General features: G+C 75.0%; 19 protein-coding genes. 8 read left to right on the top strand and 11 right to left on the bottom strand.

Features of this window, described 5'->3' with window-relative positions:
• Positions 1-19: 19 nt before the first annotated feature.
• On the bottom strand, positions 20-2,701 hold the full coding sequence (locus MLUT_RS13835; RefSeq protein WP_012750752.1) for an ATP-dependent RNA helicase: 2,682 nt from the start codon (positions 2,699-2,701) through the stop codon (positions 20-22).
• Between the two features lie 66 nt (positions 2,702-2,767).
• On the opposite strand from MLUT_RS13835, the gene MLUT_RS13830 reads away from it, so the two are divergent.
• Positions 2,768-4,615: a glutaminase gene (locus MLUT_RS13830; protein ID WP_010079375.1), complete on the top strand. Its 1,848-nt coding sequence runs from the start codon at positions 2,768-2,770 to the stop codon at positions 4,613-4,615.
• A 45-nt stretch (positions 4,616-4,660) separates the two neighbouring features.
• Here the strand turns inward: MLUT_RS13830 and MLUT_RS13825 are convergent, their stop codons facing one another.
• Positions 4,661-6,259, bottom strand: a complete 1,599-nt coding sequence (locus MLUT_RS13825; RefSeq protein WP_010079376.1) for a TIGR01777 family oxidoreductase — start codon at positions 6,257-6,259, stop codon at positions 4,661-4,663.
• Positions 6,260-6,331: 72 nt separating this feature from the next.
• Here MLUT_RS13825 and MLUT_RS13820 point away from each other — a divergent pair, with 72 nt between their 5' ends.
• Positions 6,332-6,925 (top strand): methylated-DNA--[protein]-cysteine S-methyltransferase, encoded by a 594-nt coding sequence (locus tag MLUT_RS13820; RefSeq protein WP_010079377.1) that lies wholly within the window; start codon positions 6,332-6,334, stop codon positions 6,923-6,925.
• A 145-nt stretch (positions 6,926-7,070) separates the two neighbouring features.
• Here the strand turns inward: MLUT_RS13820 and MLUT_RS13815 are convergent, their stop codons facing one another.
• The 4 genes from MLUT_RS13815 to purH all read right to left on the bottom strand — a co-directional run bounded on the left by MLUT_RS13815 (position 7,071) and on the right by purH (position 13,068).
• The gene (locus MLUT_RS13815; protein ID WP_010079378.1) at positions 7,071-9,293 is read right to left on the bottom strand and encodes an NADP-dependent isocitrate dehydrogenase; all 2,223 of its coding nucleotides are present in this window, start codon (positions 9,291-9,293) and stop codon (positions 7,071-7,073) included.
• Positions 9,294-9,410: 117 nt separating this feature from the next.
• A complete protein-coding gene (locus MLUT_RS13810) occupies positions 9,411-9,917 on the bottom strand; it encodes a hypothetical protein (RefSeq protein ID WP_012750751.1) in 507 nt (168 codons plus the stop codon).
• 39 nt (positions 9,918-9,956) lie between these two features.
• On the bottom strand, positions 9,957-11,309 hold the full coding sequence (gene mgtE / locus MLUT_RS13805; RefSeq protein WP_010079380.1) for a magnesium transporter: 1,353 nt from the start codon (positions 11,307-11,309) through the stop codon (positions 9,957-9,959).
• Positions 11,310-11,376: 67 nt separating this feature from the next.
• Positions 11,377-13,068, bottom strand: a complete 1,692-nt coding sequence (gene purH / locus MLUT_RS13800; protein ID WP_010079381.1) for a bifunctional phosphoribosylaminoimidazolecarboxamide formyltransferase/IMP cyclohydrolase — start codon at positions 13,066-13,068, stop codon at positions 11,377-11,379.
• A gap of 119 nt (positions 13,069-13,187) precedes the next feature.
• On the opposite strand from purH, the gene MLUT_RS13795 reads away from it, so the two are divergent.
• Positions 13,188-14,597, top strand: coding sequence for an MFS transporter (locus MLUT_RS13795; protein ID WP_010079382.1), 1,410 nt, complete (start codon positions 13,188-13,190; stop codon positions 14,595-14,597).
• Here MLUT_RS13795 and purN read toward each other — a convergent pair.
• The gene (purN, locus tag MLUT_RS13790) at positions 14,584-15,147 is read right to left on the bottom strand and encodes a phosphoribosylglycinamide formyltransferase (protein ID WP_010079383.1); all 564 of its coding nucleotides are present in this window, start codon (positions 15,145-15,147) and stop codon (positions 14,584-14,586) included. The two genes, MLUT_RS13795 and purN, sit on opposite strands and share 14 nt — an antisense overlap.
• Positions 15,148-15,169: 22 nt before the next feature.
• Between purN and MLUT_RS13785 the strand changes: the two genes are divergently transcribed.
• Positions 15,170-15,607: a hypothetical protein gene (locus MLUT_RS13785; RefSeq protein WP_002853717.1), complete on the top strand. Its 438-nt coding sequence runs from the start codon at positions 15,170-15,172 to the stop codon at positions 15,605-15,607.
• A 10-nt stretch (positions 15,608-15,617) separates the two neighbouring features.
• On the opposite strand, the gene MLUT_RS13780 is transcribed toward MLUT_RS13785, so the two are convergent.
• A complete protein-coding gene (locus MLUT_RS13780; RefSeq protein ID WP_029248251.1) occupies positions 15,618-16,982 on the bottom strand; it encodes a cell division protein PerM in 1,365 nt (454 codons plus the stop codon).
• A 160-nt stretch (positions 16,983-17,142) separates the two neighbouring features.
• Between MLUT_RS13780 and MLUT_RS13775 the strand changes: the two genes are divergently transcribed.
• The 3 genes from MLUT_RS13775 to MLUT_RS13765 all read left to right on the top strand — a co-directional run bounded on the left by MLUT_RS13775 (position 17,143) and on the right by MLUT_RS13765 (position 21,178).
• Entirely contained in the window at positions 17,143-18,360 is a 1,218-nt protein-coding gene (locus MLUT_RS13775; RefSeq protein ID WP_010079385.1) for a glycosyltransferase family 4 protein, read from the top strand.
• 225 nt (positions 18,361-18,585) lie between these two features.
• A complete protein-coding gene (gdhA, locus tag MLUT_RS13770) occupies positions 18,586-19,926 on the top strand; it encodes an NADP-specific glutamate dehydrogenase (RefSeq protein ID WP_010079386.1) in 1,341 nt (446 codons plus the stop codon).
• A gap of 193 nt (positions 19,927-20,119) precedes the next feature.
• Positions 20,120-21,178, top strand: coding sequence for a hypothetical protein (locus MLUT_RS13765; protein ID WP_010079387.1), 1,059 nt, complete (start codon positions 20,120-20,122; stop codon positions 21,176-21,178).
• A 150-nt stretch (positions 21,179-21,328) separates the two neighbouring features.
• On the opposite strand, the gene MLUT_RS13760 is transcribed toward MLUT_RS13765, so the two are convergent.
• The 3 genes from MLUT_RS13760 to MLUT_RS13750 are packed head-to-tail and all read right to left on the bottom strand — an operon-like array spanning position 21,329 to position 23,466.
• Entirely contained in the window at positions 21,329-21,775 is a 447-nt protein-coding gene (locus MLUT_RS13760; protein ID WP_002853740.1) for an acyl-CoA thioesterase, read from the bottom strand.
• A complete protein-coding gene (locus MLUT_RS13755; RefSeq protein ID WP_010079388.1) occupies positions 21,772-22,992 on the bottom strand; it encodes an App1 family protein phosphatidate phosphatase in 1,221 nt (406 codons plus the stop codon). The genes MLUT_RS13760 and MLUT_RS13755 overlap by 4 nt, the downstream gene beginning before the upstream one ends.
• A gap of 27 nt (positions 22,993-23,019) precedes the next feature.
• Positions 23,020-23,466 (bottom strand): DUF6508 domain-containing protein, encoded by a 447-nt coding sequence (locus MLUT_RS13750; protein ID WP_010079389.1) that lies wholly within the window; start codon positions 23,464-23,466, stop codon positions 23,020-23,022.
• Between the two features lie 81 nt (positions 23,467-23,547).
• Here MLUT_RS13750 and MLUT_RS13745 point away from each other — a divergent pair, with 81 nt between their 5' ends.
• On the top strand, positions 23,548-24,453 hold the full coding sequence (locus tag MLUT_RS13745) for an inositol monophosphatase family protein (RefSeq protein ID WP_010079390.1): 906 nt from the start codon (positions 23,548-23,550) through the stop codon (positions 24,451-24,453).
• Positions 24,454-24,462 lie beyond the last annotated feature (9 nt).

Genomic DNA, 24,462 nt, shown 5'->3' with positions numbered 1-24,462 from the left:
ACGTTTCGCGGGCCCTTTCTCAGCGGGCGCGGCGGTTCGTCCGGGCGGTCGGCTCCGCGGCGGCGGGATCCTCGGGCCACGGGTGCTTGGGGTATCGCCCGCGGTTCTCGGCGCGGACCTGCGCGTAGGGGCCGGCCCAGAAGGACGGCAGGTCGGCGGTCACGGCGAGTGGGCGGCCTGCCGGGGAGAGCAGGTGCAGGACCACCGGCTCACGGCCGTCCGCCACGGCGGGGGTGACACGCGCCCCGAAGAACTCCTGCAGCTTGGCGGCGACCACGGGCGGGGTGTCCTCGTGGACGGCCGGATAGTCCACGACGACGGCGCGCCCGCTCGGCACGGGCAGGCGCTCGGGGGCGAGCTCGTCCAACCGGCCCGCCTCCGGCCAGGGCAGGGCGCCGCGCAGCAGCGCCTCGGCGTCCAGGCGCGTGAGGGGCCGCCCCGCGGCCAGGTCGGCCGCGAACCCGTCGACCAGCGCGCCCAGGCCGGGCAGCGCCGCGTCCGAGAGGTCCGGCCACGGGGCGCCGAGGACGCGGTGGAGCAGGTGCACCCGGCGGCGCAGGCGTTCGGCCCGACCGCTCGGGTCGAACCGGGCGAGGCCGTCGGCGGCCAGCGCGGCGCGCACGGCCTGTGCGGCGGCGTCGGGGGCCACGGACGCCGGCGTCTCCGCCAGCACGAGCGCGCCCAGCCGGTCCACGCGGCGGCCGGTGAGCCGGTCCCCGCGCCAGTCGGCGGTGTCCTCGGTGCGCCGCAGGCCCGCGCCGGCGAGTTCAGCCAGCGACCGGTCGATCGGCGCGGCCGCGCGGATCACGGCACCCGCGCCGGCCGCGTCCCCGGCCACGCGGGCGACCTCGGCCACGGCCAGCCACTCCTGCCCCGCCAGGCCGCCGCCGACGGCGTCGCGGGGCAGGGCCGCGCGGGTGCCGGAGGCGAGCAGGTACGCGCCCGCCTCCCCCGCGCGTCGGGCGATCCACGCGGGGAAGGCCTGGGCGGCCACGAGGCCGGCGGGGTGCCGCCGCGCGGTCGCCGCCGCCTCGGGCCCGGGCTCATCCGGGGCGTGGTGTGCGTGCCGACGGGCGAGTCGTTCCAGTCGGTCCGCCTCCCGGCGCCAGCGCCCGGCCTCCGGGTGCCGGCCGTCCCGCACGGCCGCGACCAGCGCCTCGAGGTCGGCCCCGGGGGCGCGCAGGTCCAGGGCGAGGGCCGCCGTCGCCTCGGCCGCGGGGCGGGGCCCCGTCCACGGTGCCGCGCGCAGGAGGGCGTGGCCGAGGGGCGGGTCCAGGGGCAGCTCGGCCAGGACGGCGCCGTGCGGGGTGATGCGCCCGTCCGCGTCCACCGCGCCGAGGGAGGCGAGCGTGCGCTCGGCGGCGGCCATCGCGTCGGCCGGCGGGTCCTCGGGCAGGGTCAGCCCGCGGCCGCCCGGGGCCCCCCACGCCGCGAACGCCAGGGCCACCGGCGCGAGGTCGACGACGGCGAGGGCCGGCGTCGGGGCCGCGGGCGCGGTGCCCAGGGCCGCGGCGGTGTGGCAGCGGACCACGGTGCCGGGGCCGAGGCGGGCGGCGCGGCCCGCCCGCTGGCCGGCGGCCGCACGCGATGCTTGGACGGTGACGAGACCGTCCATGCCCCGCCCCCGGTCCCGGCGCGGCTCGCGGGCCAGGCCCGAGTCGACGACGAGGCGCACCCCCGGCACGGTCAGCGAGGACTCAGCGACCGCCGTCGCGACGACGACGCGCGGCACGGCGGGGTCGGTACGGCCGGCGAGCGCGGCGTCTTGGTCGGCGGGCTCCTGGCGGCCGTGCAGGACGCGGACCTCGGTGTCCGGGGCGAGCGCGGCGACGCGCCCCGCGACGGTCTCGACCTCGGCCACGCCGGGCAGGAAGACGAGGGCGTCCACGCTCGGGTCGGCGTCGAGCGCCTCGGCGTGGGCGCGCGCGGCCGTGGCCGCGACGTGGTCGAGGAAGGCCCGGTCCACGCGGCCCTCGGCGGTGAGGCGGTGGCCGCGGAAGGGGGCGTGCTCCTCGCGCAGCGGGTGCAGCACGGCCGGGGTGGAGACCACGGGCAGGGGCGCGTCCTCCCCCATGCCGCGGGCCCAGCGGGCGGCCAGGGCGGCCGCGTCCACGGTGGCGGACATGGCCACGAGCGCGAGTTCGGGACGCAGCTGCCGCAGGTCGGCGAGGAGGGCGAAGAGCACGTCCGTGTCCAGGTCCCGCTCGTGGACCTCGTCCAGGACCACCGCGTCCACGCCGTCGAGCCCGGGGTCGGCCAGGAGGCGGCGCAGCAGCAGGCCCGGGGTCACGAACTCGACGGCCGAGGCCCCGCCGCCCGCCGCGTCGCCGCGCACGGCGTACCCGACGGCCGCGTCCCCGAGCCGAGCCTGCGCGTCGGGGTCGGCGCCAGGCTGCACGTCGGCCGCGGCGGCCAGCACCGCCGTGCGCAGCCGCCGCCACGCCGCGCGCACCGCGACCCGCCGCGGCTGCGTGACCAGGACGCGCCCACCGCCGCGGTCCGCGAGCCGGACCACGAGCGCGGGCGGGACCACGGTGGTCTTGCCCGTGCCCGGGGGCGCCTCGACGACGGCCACCCCGCGCGCGTCCAGCGCCGCTTCGAGGTCGGGCAGGGCGGCCGCGAACGTCAGGCCGGCGCTGAGGCGGCCGAGGGCGGCGGAGAGGACGGAGGGGATGGCGACGGGATCGACGGGGGTGGGCATCGGGACCCATTGTGCCCGCCTCCGCCACGCTGTCCCGGGACTGTCCTACTGACTAGGCTGTGACCCATGACCACACCCGTCCAGGAGCACCTCGATCGCCTCACGTCGGCCCACGCGGGCGAGGGGGAGGTCCCGGACGGGCTGGGCGTCGCGATGCTCCTGGTGGACGGACACCGCTACGTCTCCGGATCCATGACGCCCGTGCCGCTCGCCACGCTCGCCTCTCCCCTGTTCCACGCGCAGGCCCTCGAAGACCTCGGCGCGGTGCGGGTGGGCGAGCGCGTCGGCGCCGCCCCCGTGCGCGACCTGGACCATCGGGTCGAGGTGGACGCCGTGACGGGTCTGCCGCACAACCCGCTGCAGAACGCGGGCGCGGTGGCCACTGCCTCCCTCGTGAAGGGCCGCGGTGGCCGCGACCGCACCGCACGCATGATGCAGCTGCTCTCCGCACTGTTCGACCGCGAGGTCACCGTCACGGAGTCGGCCGCCCGCGCGGAGAACCGCGCCCAGCACCACACCCGGTCCGCTGCCTGGCTGATGAAGTCCCTCGACACCCTGGACGCCGACCCTGAGACGCTGCTCGAGGACATCGCCACGGTGCGTGCTGCCGCCGTGACCGTGGAGGACCTCGCCCTGCTCGCCGGCACCCTCGCGCACGGTGGTGTCCACCCCGTCACCGGGGACCGCGTGCTGAGCGAGGAGACGGTCCGCGGTGTGCTCTCCGCGATGGACTCCTGCGGCATGGACACCCGGGACTCCCGATGGGCATACGACGTCGGCCAGCCCGGGTGGGCGTCGACGCGCGGCGGCACCGTGCTCGTGGTGGTGCCGGGCCACCTCGGTCTGGCGCTGCAGTCGGACACGACGGACGAGAACGGGCTCGGCGCCGCGGCGATGGCCGCCCTGCGGACCATCGTCGAGGACTTCGAGCTGCACCCGTCGGTGGTCACCGGTTCCCCGCGCGCGGCTCTGCGCACCCACTACCGGATCGATCAGGCGCCCTCGGGCACGGTGCGCAGCGCCGTCGTCCTCGAGGCGCTGGGGCGGTTCGCGGACACCGTGCACGTGATGGAGCTGGGCGGTCACCTCGGCTTCAGCCAGGTGGACGCGATCGCTCGCGTCAGCCGCGATCTGCCGGAGGTCCTCGAGACGCTCGTGGTGGACATGCGCTCGGTCAGCTCCGTCTCCCGTCCGGCCCGGCTGCTGGTGGCCCAGTGGTTCGCCCGCGCGTTGGGCAACGGACTCGACGTCGTCGTCGTGGACCGGGACGCCGCGGAGATGAAGGAGCTGATGGCGGCCGTCGAGGAGTCCGTGGAGGTGGACCTGCCCGAGCCGCTGCAGGATGAGGCCGAGGGGGTGGACCCCGCCGCCGAGGGCGCGCAGTTCGTGTTCTTCGACTCCCGCTCGCGTGCTGCCCAGTTGGCCGAGCAGCGGCTGCTCTCCCGGCACGCCCCCCATCTGCTGCCGCGGGACGCCCAGGAGGCGGCTGTGGCACCCCTGCTGCAGCACCTCTCCGCGGACGATGCGCGCCTGCTCGAGTCCATGATGGACGAGCGGGTCTACTCGGACGGCCAGATCATCCGTCGGGCCGGCCAGCCGTTCGGCGGCATCTACGTGATCGTCTCCGGCACCGTGGAGCTCTCGGGCCAGGGCACGGGCAACCGCCGCGTGCGCCGCACCCTGCTCACCCCGGGGATGACGTTCGGCGAGATGGCCCTGGGCCAGCCCGGCCGCCAGCCCTCCACCGTCCGCGCGCGCGGGCCGGTGACGGCGCGCGTCCTCACCGCCCAGGTGATGGTCGCGCTCCAGGAGGGCTTCCCCCAGCTGGCCCTGGCACTGTGGGAGGCGCTGGCCCGCGATGCGTTCACCGCACTGGGGCAGCTCATCCGGGAGACCGGCGCGCTGCAGGACTGACGGCCCGCGTGGGCAGCGTCCCCGGGGGGCGCTGCCCCACCCCCGTCACCGCCCGAGGACGTGGCGCAACGCGCCCTCCAGTTCGGGGTCGCGCATCTCGTAGCCGGAGGCGACCAGTCGGTCCGCCAGGACCTTCTGGTCGGCCGCGACGGTCTCCACCCGGCCCTCCTCGCCCAGCAGCAGGCGCGGCCCGGCCTCGGGCACCGGGATGAGAGCGGGCCGGCGCAGCACCCGCCCGAGCACGGTGGCGAACTCCCGGGCCGTGACCGGCTCGGGCGCCACCGCGTTCACCGGGCCGGTGACGCCGTCGTCGAGCACCGCGTGGGCGAAGGCCCCCGCGATGTCATCCGCGCCGATCCAGCTCAGCCACGGGCTGCCGTCGTGGCTCTCCCCGCCCGAGGTCGCGACCGGGCCGCCGAGCCCCGCGAGGAACAGCGGCAGCACCTGCTGCAGCATGCCCCCGGCCGGGCTCAGGACCACGCCGGTCCGCAGCATCGCGACCCGGATGCCGGACGTCTCGGCGCGTCGGGCCTCGGCCTCCCAGTCCGCGACGACCTCGGCGAGGAAGTCGTCCCCGGGCTCCAGATCCTCGACGAGGCCGCTGCCGAACGGGCCCGTGCCCGCGTCCGCCCCGTAGTACCCGATCGCCGAGCCGTTCACGAGCGCCCGCGCCCGCGCGTCGTCCCCCTCCCGTGCGGCGATCCGGGCGAGCGCGTCCACGAGGGTGCGCGTGCCGCGTACGCGCGAGTCGTGCACGGCCTCCTTGTGCGCGTCCGAGAACCGGCCGGCGATGGGCTCGCCCGCCAGGTTCACGACGACGTCGGCCTCGGCCAGGGCGTCCTCGTCCACGGTCTCCCGGCCGGGGTCCCACAGCGCCGCGTCCAGCGCGCCGGCCTTCTTCGGGCTCCGCACGAGCCGGATGACGCGGTGGCCGCCGGTGGTGAGCAGGGCACAGAGCTGCCGGCCGATCAGTCCGCCGGACCCCGTCACGGCGACCGTGCGAGCCGGCCCGCCGACGAGGGGGCCGGGATGGGCGGCGTGGAAGTCCAGGTCATCGGCCATCACGCGGGCCCGATAGGCGAACTGGCGGCCCAGCTCCGCCTCGAAGGCCTCGTGGGTGCTGCGCGAGGCCGCGGCGCCCAGACCGGGCACGCGGGACACCAGGGACTCCCCCGGCAGGGCGTACTCGATGTGGTCCGTCACGACCGTGCCGCGCCGGCCGTCCGCCGTGTCCGCCTCACCGGGCGCGGCGTCATCGAGCAGGTGGGTGTGCCGCCAGGAGGCGAGGGGACCGGAGACCATCTCGTCCCGGAACATGCGGCCCTCCTCGTAGGCCGTGTGGCGGGCCCGCCACGGCACCGCGGGCGCGGCCCCACCGGGCAGGCGGGAGGCGACGGCGTCCGGCAGCAGGCCGGTGAGCATCCCATGGGCCGCGCCGGCGAACAGGCCGGCCGCCCCCGGGGCCTGGATGCGCAGCCGCGACTCGGAGCCCACGCGGAGGCCGTCCGTGGGTCCCTGGACCACCTCGCCGGCGAAGGGCGGGGTGAGCCGCTCCAGCGCGCCGGGGTTCTCCAGCCAGCGGAAGACGACCTCACGCGGGTGGCGCAGGAGGGTGCGGTGCTCGAAGACGCGGATCTCGGTCATGGACGCCAGCCTGACACAGGGAGCGGACGGGCGAACACCTGTCCGGGCCGGGCCGTGCAGGACAATGAGGGGATGGATCTGCTTCCCGAGCTGCGCTGGACCGCGGCCGCCCTGCCCGCCACCGAGCTGACCCTCGTGGCCGTCTTCTCCCCCGAGGACCAGACGGTGCGCGCCTCCGGCGTGGCCGTGCCGGGGGACTCGCAGCCCCCCGCCGCCGCGGTCGGGCGCCTCCTCGAGACGCTCATGGACCGGCTCGTGGCCCTGGACCCGGAGACCGCCGACCGCGAGATGAACCCGCGCCCCGTGGAGCCGCGTCCGGGTGCGTCCCAGCCCGTCGCCGACGCCCTGGCCGCCTACGCCGCGGGGGACGTGGCCGCGCTGGACGCCCTCGACGTCGCCCAGCCGGGCACCGCGTTCCGGCAGCGGGCGTGGCGGGAGCTGCGCGGCATCGCCCCCGGCTCCCCCGCCACCTACGGCGGCCTGGCCGAACGGTGCGGGGCCCCGCGGGCCGTGCGCGCCGCCGGCGGGGCGTGCGCCGCCAACCTGGTGGCCGTCGTCGTGCCCTGCCACCGCGTGGTGCGCGCCGACGGCGCCGCCGGCCACTACCTCTACGGCACCGCCGCGAAGCAGGCCCTGCTGGCCCACGAGGCGGCACACGCGGGCTGACCACCCCTCCCTCCGGGCAACGCGGGTTGAGTTGTCACGGGTCCGGGGCTCGAACACCCGTGACAACTCAACCCGCGTTGCGGACACGAGAAGGGGCCGGGCCGCGCGCTCCACGCACGCGACCCGGCCCCAGGCGCTCAGATGCTCAGACGGAGAGCTTGTCCACGATCGCGTTGAGCGTCGCGGACGGACGCATCACGGAGGTGACCTTCTCCATATCCGGCGCGTAGTAGCCGCCCAGGTCCACCGGGGAGCCCTGCACGCCGTTGAGCTCGGCCAGGATGGTCTCCTCCTGGGCCCCCAGCTCCTCGGCGATCGGCTTCGCCGCGGCCGCCAGCTCGGCGTCCTCGGTCTGCTTCGCCAGCTCGCGGGCCCAGTACAGCGCCAGGTAGAAGTGGCTGCCGCGGTTGTCCAGCTCGCCGACCTTGCGCTTCGGGGACTTGCCCTCGATCAGCAGGGTGCCGGTGGCGGCGTCCAGGGTGTCCGCCAGGACCTGCGCGCGGTGGTTCTCGTTCGCGACCGCCTCGTGCTCGAAGGACACGGCCAGCGCGAGGAACTCGCCGAGGGAGTCCCAGCGAAGGTGGTTCTCCTCCAGCAGCTGCTGCACGTGCTTCGGGGCGGAGCCGCCCGCGCCGGTCTCGAACAGGCCGCCGCCGTTGAGCAGCGGGACGATCGACAGCATCTTCGCGGACGTGCCCAGCTCGAGGATCGGGAACAGGTCCGTGTTGTAGTCACGCAGCACGTTGCCGGTCACGGAGATGGTGTCCTCGCCGCGGCGGATGCGCTCCACCGAGAGCTTGGTGGCCTCCACCGGGGAGAGGATGCGCAGATCCAGGCCCTCGGTGTCGTGCTCCTTGAGGTACTCCTCGACCTTCTTGATGAGCTCGCGGTCGTGGGCGCGGGTCTCGTCCAGCCAGAACACGGCCGGGGTCTGGGACGCGCGGGCGCGGGTCACGGCCAGCTTCACCCAGTCGCGCACCGGGACGTCCTTGGTCTGGCAGGCGCGCCAGATGTCGCCGGCCTCGACGTCGTGGGAGAGCAGGGTCTCCCCGGCGGAGTTCTTCACGGCCACGGTGCCCGCGGCGTCCATGATGAACGTCTTGTCGTGCGAGCCGTACTCCTCGGCCTTCTGCGCCATGAGGCCCACGTTCGGGACGGTGCCCATGGTGGAGGGGTCGTAGGCGCCGTTGGCCTTGCAGTCGTCGATCACGGCCTGGAAGACGCCGGCGTAGGAGGAGTCCGGGATGACGGCCAGGGTGTCCTGGGTCTGGTCGTGCTTGTTCCACATGCGGCCGGAGTTGCGGATCATGGCGGGCATGGAGGCGTCCACGATCACGTCGGAGGGCACGTGGAGGTTGGTGATGCCCTTGGCGGAGTTCACCATGGCCACGTCCGGGCCGTTCTCGTAGGCGGCGGCGATGGCGGCGCGCACACCCTCGGCGGTCTCGGCGTCGAGCTTGTCCAGGCCGCCCTCGATCGCGGCGAGGCCGTTGTTCGCGGACAGGCCGGCGGCGGCCAGCTGCTCGCCGTACTTCTCGAACAGCTCGGAGAAGTAGGCCTTCACGACGTGGCCGAAGATCACCGGGTCGGAGACCTTCATCATGGTGGCCTTCAGGTGCGCGGAGAAGAGGATGCCCTCCTCCTTGGCGCGCTTGACCTGCTCGGCGAGGAACGCGTCCAGGGCCTTGGCGGACATGAACGTGCCGTCCACGACCTCGCCCTTGAGGACCTTCAGGCCCTCCTTGAGCACGGTGGTCTTGCCGTCCTCGTCGGTGAACTCGATCGTCAGCACGTCGGCGGCCGGCAGGGTCACGGACTGCTCATTGGCGCGGAAGTCGTCCGCGCCCATGGTGGCGACGGCGGTCTTGGAGTCCGGGGTCCACTCGCCCATCGAGTGGGGGAAGCGCTTGGCGTACTCCTTCACGGCCTTCGGGGCGCGGCGGTCCGAGTTGCCCTCGCGCAGCACCGGATTCACGGCGGAGCCCTTGACGGAGTCGTAGCGCGCCTTCGCGTCCTTCTCCGCGTCCGTCTTCGGCTCGTCCGGGTACTCCGGCAGCGCGTAGCCGTGCGCCTGCAGCTCCTTGATCGCGGCGCGCAGCTGCGGCACGGACGCGGAGATGTTCGGCAGCTTGATGACGTTGGCCTCGGGGGTCTTCACGAGCTCGCCGAGCTCGGCGAGGGCGTCCGCGGTGCGCTGCTCCTCGGGCAGGACGTCCTTGAACGCGGCGAGGATGCGGCCGGCCAGCGAGATGTCACGGGTCTCCAGCTCCACGCCGGCGGTGCCCGCGTAGGCGCGCACGATCGGCAGCAGCGACGCGGTGGCCAGCATGGGCGCCTCGTCCGTGAGCGTGTAGATGATCTTCGACATGCGGATGATCTCTCCTTCTGGCCGCACTCGAGACGCGGCCCTCGTCGGCAGGGAACGGGTGACTCGCCGCCAATCTACCCGGCGTCTCGGACGCGCCACACCGTGTGTGGCTCGGCGTCAGCGCCCCCGGCCGTCGCCGGTGCCCTCGCCGGTGCCCTCGCCGGGCCGGGAGGGGTCGCTCGGGTACCAGGGGGGCGTCGGGTCGGAGGGGGCGCCCTCCGACGACGGCGGCACGGCCGGTCCGGCGGGCCCGCCCCGGAACGCCTCGCCGAGGCGGGCCGCATGCCGCACCTGCTCGGCCTCGCGCCGGCGTCGCCGCTCCCCCTCGGTGAACGACTGCCAGGCGCCGAGGGCGGTGACCGCGGCGAAGGCGATCCCCATGAACCCGAAGAACGTGCCCCACGCGGCCAGGGCCACCACGACCGCCACGGCGAGCAGCCCGAAGCCGACCGCCCCGGGGACGGCCCACGGCTGCCCCTCGGCCCGTCGCTCGCCGGCCGCGCGCAGAGGGACGCGCGCGAAGCCCCCGAGCACGAGGCACGCCAGCAGCGCCAGCCAGCCGCTGCCGACCATGAGTTCACCCATCATGCCGCCCATGCCACCCCAGGGCCCGTCGTGCATCATGCGGCCAGTGTAGGCAGGGCGTCGTGGGTCGTGGCCGGCTCAGATGCCGAGCACGGCCTGGGCGATGAAGAAGTAGACGACCAGGCCGAGGGCGTCCACGAGCGTCGAGATGAACGGGTTCGAGAACACGGCGGGGTCGGCGCCGATCGTGCGGGCCGCCAACGGCATGAGACCGCCGACGGTGGCGGCGAAGGAGCACACGGTGAACAAAGTCGCCCCGATCACGAGACCGACGGGCCACGAGAACACGAGCCCGGCGATCACGAGGCCCAGCAGGCCGATGCACCCGCCCAGGGCCATGCCGACGCGCAGCTCGCGGAACATCACGCGCGGCGCATCGCGGGGCCGGACGTCGTCGAGGGCGAGCGCCCGGGTGACCGTGGTGGCCGCCTGGTTGCCCGTGTTGCCGCCGGTGCCGATGATCAGCGGGATGAACAGGGAGAGGACCACCATCTCCTCGAGCGTGTCCTCGAAGACGCCGAGCACCTGCACGGTGAGGGTGGCGCCGATCGCGAGCACGAGCAGCCACGTGATGCGCGAGCGCATCAGCGCCAGCACGGAGGTCGCCAGATAGGGCCGGCCGAGGGGCTCCACACCACCGGCGCGCGCCGCGTCCTCCGTCGACTCCTCGTCGAGGACCTCGAGGGCGTCGGCCACGGTGAACACGCCGATCAGGCGCCCCTCCGAATCCGTCACGGGGACCGTCCACAGGCGGCGGTCCGCACAGAGCCGGGCCACCTCCTCGGCGTCCTCGGTGGCGACCGCGGACACCGGTTCCCGCATGATCTCCGAGACCCGCGCGTCGAGCGGCTGCGTGACCAGGACGGAGACGTCCACGACGCCGGTCAGGCGCGCCTGCGGGCTCACCACCGGCACGGAGACGATGGCGGCCTGCTCCCGGCCGCCGTGGTCCCGGAGGTTCTGCAGGGCCACGGCCACGGTCCAGTCCTCGCGCAGACGCACCGGCGCCATGCGCAGCCGGCGGCCCACCGAGTCCGCCGGGTAGCCCAGGAGCCGACCGACCTCGCCGCGCGCCTCGGCGTCGAGCCCGGCGAGCATCTTCCGGGCCACGGTGGCCGGCATCTCGTCGAGCAGCCGGGCCTGGCCCGAGACCCGCAGCTCGGCGAAGAGGTCCTGGACCTGACCGTCCTGGAGCTGGCGCACCAGGTCGGACTGCTGGCCCGTCTCCATCGCCGCGAAGACGTGGACCGCCGTCGACTTGTCCAGGAGCCGGAACAGCACGGGGACCATGCGCGGCTCGGAGCGGTCGAGCAGTTCGAGCGCGTCGCCCGGAGACAGCGCGCGCAGCAGCTCGACCGCGCTGTCGAGGTCGTCCCTGCGCAGGTGCTCGCGGATGCGGTCCTCGACGCTCTCGACCTCGCGGCGGGTCATCGCCTCGTCACCTCCTGGGGGTCACGGGGCCCGGTCCGGGCCCCCGTCCGGCAGCGGCGCGCCGCGCTCAGCCGTGGAAGAAGTGGCGCGCCCCGGTCAGGTACAGGGTCACGCCGGCGGCCTCGGCCGCGGCCACGACCTCCTCATCCCGGACGGAGCCGCCCGGCTGGACGACGGCCTTCACGCCGGCGTCGATGAGGATCTGCAGCCCGTCCGCGAACGGGAAGAACGCGTCCGAGGCGGCCACGGACCCGCGGGCCCGCTCGGGGGCGCCCTCCCCGGAGACGTTCTCCGCGCCGCCGGCGCTGTTCACGTCCTGCCCGCCGGTCTGCGCCGCGCCCAGGGTGTTGGCGCGCTCGACGGCCAGGCGGCAGGAGTCGAGGCGGTTGACCTGGCCCATGCCCACGCCGACCGTGGCGCCGTCGTGGGCCAGCAGCACGGCGTTGGACTTGGCCGCGCGCACGGCGCGCCACGCGAAGGCCAGGTCGGCCAGGACGGCCTCGTCGGCGGCCGGGCCGGCGGCGAGGGTCCAGGTGGCCGGGTCGTCGCCGTCCGCGTCCACCGCGTCCGCGATCTGCAGCAGCATGCCGCCGGAGACCTGCTTGGCCTCCACGGCGTCCCGCAGGAAGCCCTCGGGCAGGCTCAGCAGGCGCAGGTTCTTCTTGGCGGAGAGGATCTCCAGGGCCTCGGGCTCGAACGCCGGGGCCACGACGACCTCCGTGAACACGTCCTTCACCTGGGCGGCCATGGCGTCGGTGACGGGGCGGTTGGCCGCGATCACGCCGCCGAACGCGGAGACCGGGTCGCACGCGTGGGCCTTGGCGTGCGCCTGCGCGATGTCCGTGCCCGCGTCCGTGACGGCCACGCCGCACGGGTTGGCGTGCTTGACGATCGCCACGGCCGGGACCGGGTGGTCGAAGGCGGCGCGCACCGCGGCGTCGGCGTCCACGTAGTTGTTGTAGCTCATCGGCTTGCCGTGCAGCAGCTCGGCCTGCGCGATGCCGGGGGCCGCCGAGGAGTCCAGGTACAGCGCCGCGGGCTGGTGCGGGTTCTCGCCGTAGCGCAGGATCTGCGCGCGCTCGAGGGAGAAGCCGGCGTAGGGCGGGAACACGGGGATCTCGTCGGCGTGGATGTCCTCGCCGAAGTGGGCGGCGGTCCAGGCAGCCACGGCGTTGTCGTACGCCGCGGTGTGGGCGAAGGCCAGGGCGGCCAGGCGCTGGCGGGCGCGCAGGTCGAAGCCGCCGGACTGCGCGGCCTGGACGACCTCGCCGTAGCGGGCCGGGTCCACGACGATCGCCACGGATGCATGGTTCTTCGCGGCCGCGCGCACCATGGACGGCCCGCCGATGTCGATCTGCTCGACGACGGCGTCCTCCGCGGCGCCCGAGTTCACGGTGTCCACGAACGGGTAGAGGTTCACGACGACGAGGTCGAACGGCTCCACCTCGAGCTCGCGCAGCTGGGTCACGTGGTCCTCGCGACGACGGTCCGCCAGGATGCCCGCGTGCACGCGCGGGTGCAGCGTCTTCACGCGGCCGTCCAGGCACTCCTGGAACCCGGTGACCTCGGCGACCTCGGTGACGGGCACGCCGGCGGCGGCGATGCGCTGGGCGGTGGAGCCGGTCGAGACGATCTGCACGCCCGCGGCGTGGAGCCCGGTGGCGAGCTCCTCGAGGCCGGTCTTGTCGTACACGGAGATCAGGGCCCGCTTCAGGGGCACCGTGTCCAGGACGGTGGTGGTGGGCTGGGCAGAGATCACGAGGGGGCGCTCCTTCGAGGGGGTCCGGGTGCGTCCTCCAGCATAGGCCGGGCCGCATAATGGCCCAGGCGTCCGCGTGACGGACCGCCCCCACTCCACCCGACGAACGGGAGCCGACCATGTCCTCCGCCACCCCGCCCCGCCCCAGCGCTGACGGCGCGCACCCCGGGCCCGCGCCCGACGTCGTCGCCCTGCCCACCGGCGAGGCCGTCGTCCAGGAGCTGCCGTGGCGCTGGTCCGTCCAGGGACGCATCTTCCTGATCGGCGGCCTGGGTTTCATGTTCGACGCGTGGGACGTCACGCTCAACGGCGTGATGATCCCGCTGCTGCGCGAGGAGTGGGCCCTGGACAAGGCCGACGCCGCGTGGATCGGCACCGCCAACCTCATCGGCATGGCCGTGGGCGCGTTCCTGTGGGGCACCATCGCGGACCGCATCGGCCGCAAGGCGGCGTTCGCGTGGACGCTCGCGATCTTCTCCGTGTTCACGATCGCGGGCGCGCTGACGGACTCCCTGCTGTGGTTCGCGCTGTTCCGCTTCGTGGCCGGTGTGGGCCTGGGCGGCACGATCCCCGTGGACTACGCGCTCGTGGGCGAGTTCACCCCGCGCCGGCTGCGCGGCCGCGTCCTGGCCGCGATGGACGGCTGGTGGCCCGTCGGCGCCGCGCTGTGCGGCCTCGTCTCCGCCTGGCTCGTGGGCACGTGGGGCGACTGGCGCCTGCCCCTGCTGGCCATGGTCCTGCCGGCCCTGCTCGTGTTCGTCGTGCGCCTGGGCATCCCCGAGTCCCCGCTGTTCCTGATGAGCCGGGGCCGCGAGGCACAGGCCCGCGCCGTCATCGACCGCATGGTGGCGGCCACCGGCGCGCCCCGCCGGCCCTACACGATGCCCCCGGCCGAGCCGGCCCGCTCCGGCGGCGTCGGCGCGCAGCTCGCCGCGGTCTGGCGGTTCTCCCCGCGCATCACCGCGGTCGCCTGGGCCCTGTTCGTGGCCATCATGCTCGTCTACTACATCGCGCTGCAGTGGCTGCCGACGTTCCTCATCGACGCCGGCTACGCGGAGGGCCGCGCCTTCATCATGACCTCCGGCATGGCCGCGGCCGGCCTGCTCGGCGTGGTCGTGGCCACCGTGCTGATCGAGGTCACCGGCCGCCGCTGGCTGCTGGCCGTCAGCGCCGTCGTCGCGAGCGCCCTGACCGTCTGGCTGGCGAGCGTGCTGGACGTGCCCGCCGCGGTGCTGCCGCTCGTGCTGGCGTTCGGCTTCGTGGTGCAGGTCGCGATCCCGGTGCTCTACACGTACGTCTCCGAGCTGTACCCGACGACGCTGCGCGCCTCCGGCTTCGGCTGGGCGTCGGCGGCCTCGCGGGTGGGCGCGGGCCTGGGCCCGCTGCTCTTCGTGGGCACGCTGGTCCCCGCCCTCGGGCTGCCGGGGGCGTTCGCCGTCACCGGCGGGCTCGTGGTCCTGGCCTGCGCGGCGATGCTGGCGCTGGCCCCGGAGACCCGCGGCCGCGCCCTCGAGGTCAGCGCCGACTGAGCTCGCCGAGCACGCGCAGCAGCAGGGCCCGCTCCTGGACCTTGATGCGCTCGTGCAGCTCGGCCTCGGTGTCCGTGTCCAGCACGGGCACCGCGGCCTGCGCGAGGATCGGGCCGGTGTCCACGCCCGCGTCCACCACATGCACGGTGCAGCCGGTGACCTTCACCCCGTGCGCCAGCGCGTCCCGGACGCCGTGGGCCCCCGGGAAGGACGGCAGCAGGGCGGGGTGGGTGTTGAGGATGCGGCCGTCGAACCGCTCGAGCAGCGGGGCGCCCAGGATCCGCATGAACCCGGAGCACACCACCCAGTCCGGCGCGTAGGCGGCGACGGCGTCCGCGAGCGCCTCGTCCCACGCGCGCCGGTCCGCGTGGTCCGTCGGGGACACCACGAACGTCTCGATCCCGTGGGCGCGGGCACGGTCGAGTCCGCCGGCGTCGGCGACGTCGGCGCCCACCGCGGCGATCTCCACGTCCAGGGCGCCGGAGGCGACGGCGTCGAGGACGGCCTGCAGGTTGGTGCCGGAACCGGAGACGAGGGCAACGATGCGCATGCGCCCATCGTAGGGTGAGGGGGTGTCCGCCCCCGTTCCCTCCTCCCCGCCCCGCCCGCCGCAGGGCGCCCCGGACCCCGGCCGCGTCCGCACCGGTCGTGCCCTACTGTGGCAGTCCGTGGCGCTGCTGGGGATGGTGCTCTCCTTCTCCCTCGTGCTGCCGTGGAAGCTGATCGCCCTCGCGCTGGGGCTGGTCGCCCTCGTGCTCGGCGTGCGCGTGTGGGTCACGAGCCGCGGCGCCGAGCGCTCGGGGCTGCCCCGCGCGGTGGCGTCCGCCGGCATGGCGATGGCGCTGGTGGGCATGACGACGGCGGCGCTGCCGCTGCTCGCGTGGGACGCGACGGTCCAGCTCGAGCAGTGCGGCGCCTCCGCGCTCACCGTGCGGGCGCAGCAGGCGTGCGCGGACGAGTTCACCCGTCAGGTGGAGGAGCGCACGGGGGTGCCCCAGCTGCGGCCCTGAGCCGCGGGCGTCAGTCCCGCGCCCGGCGGGGGGACGGCCGGTCGCGCGGGCCCGAGGCGCGGTCGCCGGACCGCGGCACCGTCGTCGTCCTGTCCCGGTGCCCGGCCACGGCCAGGGCCGTGAGGTAGCCGGCCGCGCAGCCCAGCGCGACCCACCCGGCGACGGCGGCGCACACCGCCCAGACGTGGGAGCCGATGTCCGTCAGCGCGCCGAGCCCGAGCGTCCCGGAGGTGAGGGCCAGCGGCACGAGCAGCAGCAGCCCCGTGAGCAGTCCGGTGAGCACGGCCAGGGCCAGCGTGGACAGCGTCAGGGACACCGCGCGGCTGCCGTGGCGGGTGTGCAGCCAGTCGTCGAGGTGGTTCTCCCCCTCCCGCAGCAGCCACACGCCGGCCACGGCGCCGGCGCCGATCGGCACGGCCAGCAGGAGCAGCTGCCACGGCGACCACGTCACGGGCAGCGCACCCAGCGCCGGGAGGGCGGGCGCGGTGGCCGGCGTCGCACCGAACACGGAGTAGAGGCTGTCCGCGCCCACGGAGAACCCCGGGCCCGCCGTCCACGCGATCGACCACGCGGTGAACGTGGGCAGCCAGCCGATCTGCAGCAGCGCCAGCAGCAGACCGCCCAGCGGGCCGCCCCCGATCGCCTGGGCCACGGTGACGACGGCGGTCCACTCGACGGCCAGGCGCCCCGCCACGAGCAGCGCGTTCAGGCCCGTCAGGGCGAGCACGGCGATGACCGCGGCGCGCACCACGGACCACGCGTACGAGCCGGCCCAGCGTTCGTATTGCGACCGCCGCGAGATCCGCTCCGTGAGGTCCAGGCCGATCAGGTGCGCCCAGGTGCCGGCCTCGCGCCGCGCCCCCGCGAGGGCGGCGACGCCGAAGAGCAGGGCGGGCAGCAGCGCCGCCGGGACGGGGTGGACCGTCAGCTCGTCCGTGCCGGGCAGGAACGCCACGGCCAGCCCCACCAGGGCGTAGGCCCCCACCGCGCCCACGAGGGCCTGCCACGCCTGGTCCCGGTAGGACGCGCGCGCCAGGTGCCGGCCGGCCCGCCAGGACAGCGCGAGCGGGACCAGGGTCAGGCCCCACGGCACGAGCCACGCCGTGCCGGTGATGAGGTGGTCCGGCGCGGTGGGCATGGCCGTGGCCACGGTGACGGGCACCGCGTGCAGGGCCAGCCACAGGACGCCGCCCACCTGGACGGCACCCTCGATGGTCGGCCGCTCGAACCCGCCCGTGGCCCACACCGCGAGGGTGGGGACCATGACCGCGAGCAGGCTGATCATCGCCGTGACGAGCGCCTCGACCACCCCCTGCAGCCACAGCGGCAGGGGGACGGGGCGCAGCAGACGGGGCGCAGCGGGGCGGGAACTCACCCGTCCATGGTGCCACCCGACTCCGGGCGGCGCCTGGACGGGGGCGGGCCGCGCGGGCCGGTGCGACGACCGTCACGTGCCCCGAGAGTTCACCGCGGGGTCACCGGGCCGTCGTCGGAGGGTGTCCCGGCCGTGGTCCGGGGTCCTTAGCGTCGGCCACGTGCGTGTCGTCGTGGTCGCCGAATCGTTCCTGCCCCATATGAACGGGGTCACCCACTCCCTCCTCCAGGTGCTGCGCCACCTGCGGGAGCGGGGCGACGAGGCGATGGTGATCGCCCCGGCTGCCTCGTGGTCCGCCGGGTGGACCCAACGCGCGGGCGCCGGTGAGGCCCCCCGCGAGGTCGAGGGCTTCCCCGTGCGCACCCTGCCCTCCGTGCCCCTGACCGGGTACGCCTCCGTGCGGGTGGCCGCCGGCACAGTGGGCCGGCTGCGCGGCATGCTCGCCGACTTCGCCCCGGACGTGGTGCACATCGCCTCCCCCTTCGTGCTGGGCTGGCGCGCGGTGCAGGCGGCCGAGGAGCTCGGCATCCCCTCCGTGGCCGTCTACCAGACCGAGGTCCCCGGCTACGCGGCCCGGTACGGCGCCCCGTGGCTGGAGGACGTGCTGTGGAGCCACGTGGCGCGCCTGCACAACACGGCCACGCTGACGCTCGCGCCGTCGTCGTTCACCGTCCGGCAGCTGCACCGCCAGGGGGTGCGACGCGTGCACCTGTGGGGCCGCGGCGTCGACTCCGGCCGATTCCATCCCGCCAAGCGGGACGAGGCGCTGCGCGCCGAGCTCGCCCCGAACGGCGAGAAGCTCGCGGGCTTCGTGGGGCGGCTGGCGCACGAGAAGCAGGTCGGGGACCTGCGGGTGCTCTCGGACCTGCCGGGCACCCGCCTCGTGGTCATCGGCTCCGGGCCGCTGCGCGAACAGCTCGAGCGCCAGCTGCCCGGCGCGCACTTCGCCGGCTTCCAGGGAGGCGAGGACCTCGCGCGCCACGTGGCGAGCCTGGACCTGTTCGTGCACCCCGGCGAGTCCGACACCTTCGGCCAGACGCTGCAGGAGGCGATGGCCTCGGGCGTGCCCGTCGTCGCCGTCGGCCGCGGCGGCCCCCTGGACATCGTGGACGTCTCCCGCACCGGCTGGCTCTACCCGCCCGGCGAGCTGGACGAGCTGCGCCGCCACGTCGCGGACCTGGTGTACGACGACGTCAAGCGGGCCGCGTTCGCCGACGCGGCGTGGGCGTCGGTGCAGGGCCGGACGTGGCCGGTGCTGTGCGAGCAGCTCGTGGGCTACTACGAGAAGGCGATCGCGGTGCAGGAGCGCCGCCGCGTGGAGCTGGCCCGCCGGCTGCTGACGGCGCCGGCGCTGCTGGCCGCGCGCGTTTTCGGCTGAGCCCGGGGCCGGACGCCGGCCGCCTGGCCGACCTCGTCAACGACGCGACCGTGGAAGGCCCGCGCTGAGCCATGCACGGGGCCCGGGGTGGCCCGCGTCTCATTTCGGTGACAGAGCGCGCTCCCTGTCAGGATGGGTCTCAGGCACCGCGGCCTCCTCCGACCGCGGCGCGCCACGGCGGGGGCACCGCGGGGCGTCTCTACCCCGACGTCCGAGGAGGACACCATGAATGAGTCTCTGGAGACCCTGCGCGACGAAGTGTTCGCGCGCAACCCCGTCGAGGCCGAGTTCCACCAGGCGGTGTCCGAGGTGTTCGAGGCGCTGGGACCGGTGATGCAGCGCCACCCCCAGTACGTCGAGGCCGGGGTCATGCACCGCCTCTGCGAGCCGGAGCGCCAGATCATCTTCCGCGTGCCGTGGATCGACGACGCCGGCGTCGTGCAGGTCAACCGCGGGTTCCGCGTGGAGTTCAACTCGGCGCTCGGCCCGTACAAGGGCGGGCTGCGCTTCCACCCCTCCGTGTACCTCGGGATCGTCAAGTTCCTGGGCTTCGAGCAGATCTTCAAGAACTCGCTCACCGGCATGCCGATCGGCGGCGGCAAGGGCGGCTCGGACTTCGACCCCGCCGGCAAGTCCGACCGCGAGATCATGCGGTTCTGCCAGTCCTTCATGACGGAGCTGCATCGCCACATCGGTGAGCACACGGACGTGCCGGCCGGCGACATCGGCGTGGGTGCCCGCGAGATCGGCTACATGTTCGGCCAGTACAAGCGACTGACCAACCGCTTCGAGGCCGGCGCCCTCACCGGCAAGGGCCTGACGTGGGGCGGCTCGCTGGTCCGCACCGAGGCCACCGGCTACGGCGCCGTGATGTTCGTCGACTCCATGCTGCGCACGCGCGGCGAATCCATGGACGGCCAGCAGGTGCTGATCTCCGGCTCCGGCAACGTGGCCATCTACGCCGCGGAGAAGGCCGCCGCGCTCGGGGCCACCGTGCTCACCGCGTCCGACTCCTCGGGCTACATCGTGGACCCGGACGGCCTCGACCTGGACCTGCTCAAGCAGATCAAGGAGGTCGAGCGTGGCCGTATCTCCGAGTACGCCGAGCGCCGCGGCGGGCGGTCCCGCTACGTGACCGGCGGCAGCGTCTGGGACGTCGAGGGCACCGTGGCCCTGCCGTGTGCCACCCAGAACGAGCTCGACGAGTCCTCCGCGCGAACCCTGCTGAAGAACGGGGTGAAGGCCGTGGCCGAGGGCGCGAACATGCCCTGCACCGAGGCGGCCTCCCACCTGTTCGTCGACTCCGGGACGCTGTTCGGCCCGGGCAAGGCCGCCAATGCGGGCGGCGTGGCGACGTCGGCGCTGGAGATGCAGCAGAACGCCTCGCGGGACTCGTGGAACTTCGACTACACCCACGACCGGCTCGAGCAGATCATGCGCGACATCCACGACCGCTGCGTGGAGACCGCCGAGGAGTACGGCACCCCCGGCAACTACGTGGCGGGGGCGAACATCGCCGGGTTCATCAAGGTCGCCGACGCGATGATCGCCCAGGGCGTGGTCTGAGTCCCGGCCCTGCCCCTTCCGTGATCCTCCGCCGCCCTGCGACATCACCGCCGTTCTGACGCGCGGTGATGTCGCAGGGCGGCGGTCGCTCGAGGGCACCCGACTCCTGCACAGGCCCCCCGACGGCGGGTGCCCTCCACCGTCGGCGCGGTCGGCCCCTCGCGCCCCGGACGGGCCCACGACACTGGGCCGCATGACCCCGCTCTCCGACCACTCGCGTGCGCTGCTCCCGGGACGCGGGCCCCTGCTCAGCGCGGCGGACCCTCACGACGGGGCGGCGCGGCGCCGTCTCGAACGCGCCTGGACCCGCGGGGTCCTCGTGCGGCTCTGCCCGCGCGTCTACATCAGCGTCGGCGACTGGGCCGCGCTGCGTCCGTGGGACAGGACGGTCGTGTCCGCCGTCGCCCTCTCGATCGCCCGCCCCGAGACGGTGTTCACGGGCCTGACCGCGGCCCGGTTGCACGGTCTCGGGCCGGCCGTCGAGCCGCCCGCGCTCGAGCTGCGCGCCCCCTCACCCGGGCATCACGGCGCCGGTCCGATGACCCGCCGTCCCTTCGCCCCCTCCCTGGTGGCCCATGACCGCCGGCTTCCCGTCCCGCCGCGCCGCCGACCCCGGTGGGGGCCGCCGGAGGCGGCCCACGCCGCGCCTCAGCCGGTCGAGGCCGTCCTGTCGGACGGGCAGAGCCTCGGGACCGTCCTGGCGGATCCGCTGCCCACGGTGCTGCTGGTCCTCGGCGGGGCCACCCCGTTCCGCGACGCCGTGGCCCCGCTGGACGCGCTCGTCCGAGCCCGGCCCGAGGAGGCCGCACGCTGGGCGAGGCAGGCGGAGAGCCGACTCGGATCCGCGGCCGCCCTCCGCCGATTCGAGCGGGCCTGGCACTTCGCGGACGCGCGGGCGGAATCCGCCGGCGAGTCCTACAGCCGTGCCATCCTCCACGAGCTCGGTTTCGTCCCGCCCACGGCGCTGCAGCATCGCCACCGGGATGCGAACGGTCGCGAGGTGGCCCGCACGGACTTCTGGTGGGAGCAGGTGCGGGTGTACGGGGAGTTCGACGGGCTGGGCAAGTACGACCTGTCGTTCTTCGACGGTGACGACACGGCCCGCCGCGCCAGCATCCGCCGGGAGAAGGAACGGGAGGTGGCCCTGCAGCTGGTCGCCCGGGCCGGCGCGCATTGGACGTGGGGAGACCTCCTGCGGCCGGACCGGCTGGCGCGGATCCTCACCGCCGCGGGCGTCCCCCGCTCGGTCTGATCCGCGGCCGTCCCACGGGCCCGGTCCCGACCTCCGCGAGCCCGAGCGTTCGACCTCCGCTCTGCGACATCGCAGCCGTGCTGCACGGCGGTGATGTCGCTGGGCGGCTGTCGGGCGGTCGCAGCCCGCCGCAGGCCACCTCAGCCCACCTCAGCCGGCCAGGGCCGCCCGCTGCTCGGGACTGATGCGCACGGGGCGGCCCGTCTGCCCGTCGACGAACACCATGACGGACGTCGCGGTGGCGCAGAGGGTGTCGTCGACGCCGTCGTGCAGGGCGTAGCCCACGTGCACCGAGGCGGCCTTCACGGCGTCCACGCTCACCACCACGCGCAGCGGCACGGGGCGGTAGGGCATCTGGGCCCGGTACTTCACGGTGTGCTCGGAGATGAACGTCCGCACACCGGGGGCCACCCCCTCGAGCAGGTCGATCGGCGGGGCCTGCCCGCCACCGGCGCCGGTGTTCGCGGGCACGCCGAAGGCCGCCACGCGGGCCTCCTCCAGCAGCTGCACCACGGCGATGTTGTTCACGTGGCCGTAGGCGTCCATGTCCGCCCAGCGCAGCGGGATGCGGACCTCGACGGAGCGCGAGGCGGTCATCGGGCGGCCTCCTCGTCCGCGGACCGACCGTCGCGCTGCGCCGGGGCGTCGAGGGTCGCCGGCGCCTCGTCGTCACCGAGGATGTCCTCGCGCCAGGCCTCGGGCTGCACGTCCACGAACTCGACGGGCAGGATGCCCAGGTCCTCGAGCTGATTGGACAGCGTGGCCCCGTCCGGGCCGTAGCACCACGGGATGCCCGGGGTGGAATGGCGGGTGTCCTCCGCCCGGCCGCCCGCGAGCACCGCCTGCGAGGGGGTCAGCTGCCGGATGACGATCGCCTTGACCCGGTCGGGGTGGCGCTGCGCGAACTCGGCGTAGATCTCGGGGTCGTGCTGGCCGTCGTCGCCCACCAGGATCCACTGGATGTCCGGGAACTGCTCGGCGAGGCGCTCGAGCTGGACCCTCTTGTGCTCCTGACCGGAGCGGAACCAGCGGTCCTTCGTGGGCCCCCAGCTGGTCAGCAGCAGGGCGCCGAGCGGGTAGAGGTTGCGGCCCAGGAAGCGGGTGAGGGTCTGCGCCACGTTCCACGCGCCCGTGGACAGGTACAGCACGGGGGCCTTCGGCTCGAGCTCGGCGATCCGGCGCAGCAGCACGGCGATCCCCGGGGTGGGCGTGCGGGCGTGCTCGTCGATCACGAACGAGTTCCAGGCCGCCAGCAGGGGGCGGGGCAGCGAGGTGACCACCACGGTGTCGTCGATGTCCGAGACCAGGCCGATCCGCGCGCCCGGCTCGCAGATGTACAGGTCCATGACGGCGTGCTCCTCCTGGCCGCCGACGTGGAGGGTGGCGGTCTGCCAGCCGGGCTCCAGCTCGACGTCCAGCACGACGTCGACGACGCCCATCCGGTCCGTGCGCACCGTGGTGCGCAGGTCCCCCACCTGCACCTCCACCTCGGCGTAGGCCATGGGCGGGGCCACGAAGTTGCGCCAGCCGCGCATGCCGTCCGCCACCACCTTCGACAGCCGACGGCCGTTCATGAACTCCTCGTCGGAGGCGATCACCACCCGGGAGAGGATCCGCACCCAGCTGGTGCTGCCGTAGCCCGTGAACGCCATGACCGTCGGCACGTTGCCGGCACGCAGCGCGCGGGCGCGGTGCCAGCGGTTCCACCCCTCCTGCAGGTGCGTGGCGACGTTCTCCACGGGGGTGGGGTCACCGGGAGGGGCCAGGCGGCCGCGCCGGGGCGCGGGCGTGGGGGCGTCGGAGGCTGCGGGCATGCGTCCAGTATTCCGCACCGTGCGCTCTCAGCGGATCTCGGGGACCAGCGCGGTCAGGCGGTCCAGCATGCGGCCGACCTTGCCGTTCTCGATCGCGGCGGCCACGTGCCCGTCCGCGAACCGCTCGCCGCGCACCAGGTAGGTGAACAGCGTGCCGAGGTCGGCCAGGGACGCCTCGGCGATGCCGGCCTCGCTCGCCCGGTCCACGTTCCGCAGGTAGTCGACGTCGATGCCCGCCAGCTCCTGCGCGGCCACGAGGCCGGGGAACACGCGGTCGTCGTAGTCCGGGTAGACGCCGCCGAGGGTGCCGGGCGCGGGGGCGCCGTAGGAGGCGATCGGCCGGGCCTCGGTGCCGTAGCCGGCGGCGAGCAGCTCGCGCAGCGCACGCACGGCGGCCACGCGCTGGGGCGTGGGGGTCTGCGGGCCGGTGAGGGTGGCGTCGTCGTCGGGGGTCGGGAGGGGGTGCTCGGTCATGGCGGCTCCTCTGCTCGGGGGGTCGGCCCCATTGTCTCGCGTGCGGTCCGGCGTGTCCGGACCCCCGCCTAGGCTCGGGGCATGAGCCCAGCCCTGCCCTGCCCCGCCGAGCTCCGCGCGATCGCCCTCGACGCCGCCCGCGCGGTCGTCGGCGACCTCGCCGCCGCCTTCCGCTCCCCCGCCGCGACCGGGCCCGAGGCCAAGACCACGCACCACGACCTCGTCACCGTCCACGACCGACGCACCGAGGCCCGGCTCGTCGCCGCGCTCACGACGGCGGTCCCCGGCTCCGGCGTGCTCGGCGAGGAGCTCGGGGCGCAGGCCGGCACCGGTGAGGCCGCCCGGCTGACCTGGATCGTCGACCCCATCGACGGCACCTCCAACTTCGCGCACGGCTTCGCGATGTTCTCGGTGTCCCTGGCCGCGGAGGTCGACGGCGAGGTGGTGGCCGGCGTCGTGCTGGACCCCGTGGGCGGGCTGGCGTTCTCCGCCGACGCGGACGGCGCCTACCTCACCCGCGGCGACGGGCCGGAGCGCCCGCTGGCCGAGGTCGCCCGGCCGGCGCCGGCCGGCGGCGAGCGCGCCCAGAACCTCGTGACCTCCTATCCGGCGGGCGAGGCGCTCGCGCGCGAGGGCGAGGACGCGCTGCGCCGCTTCGGGCGGCTCGTGACCGCCCACGCGACCGTGCGCCGCACCGTCTCCGGCGCCCTCGAGCTCGCCCACACGGCGGCGGGCTGGGCCGACGCCGCGCTGTACGTGGACACCAAGCCCTGGGACGTCGCGGCGGGGCAGCTGATCCTGCGCCGCGCCGGGGGCAGGTGGCTCACGCCGGACCCGGCCGCGCCGTCGTCGGGCCGGCTCGTCGACGACGGCCCGCGCGCCCACACGTGCCCGTTCGCGCTCGCCGTCGCCCCGGGCCGCGAGGCGCCGACGACGGCAGCGGTGCTGGGCGACATCGTCGCCTCGCGGGCGGCCGACCATGTCTAGAGTGGGGGT

This window comes from Micrococcus luteus NCTC 2665 (assembly GCF_000023205.1).
GTDB classification, from domain to species: Bacteria; Actinomycetota; Actinomycetes; order Actinomycetales; family Micrococcaceae; genus Micrococcus; species Micrococcus luteus.
The sequence above is the reverse complement of the archived record's forward strand: the minus strand, read 5'-3'. Positions and strand labels throughout refer to the sequence as shown.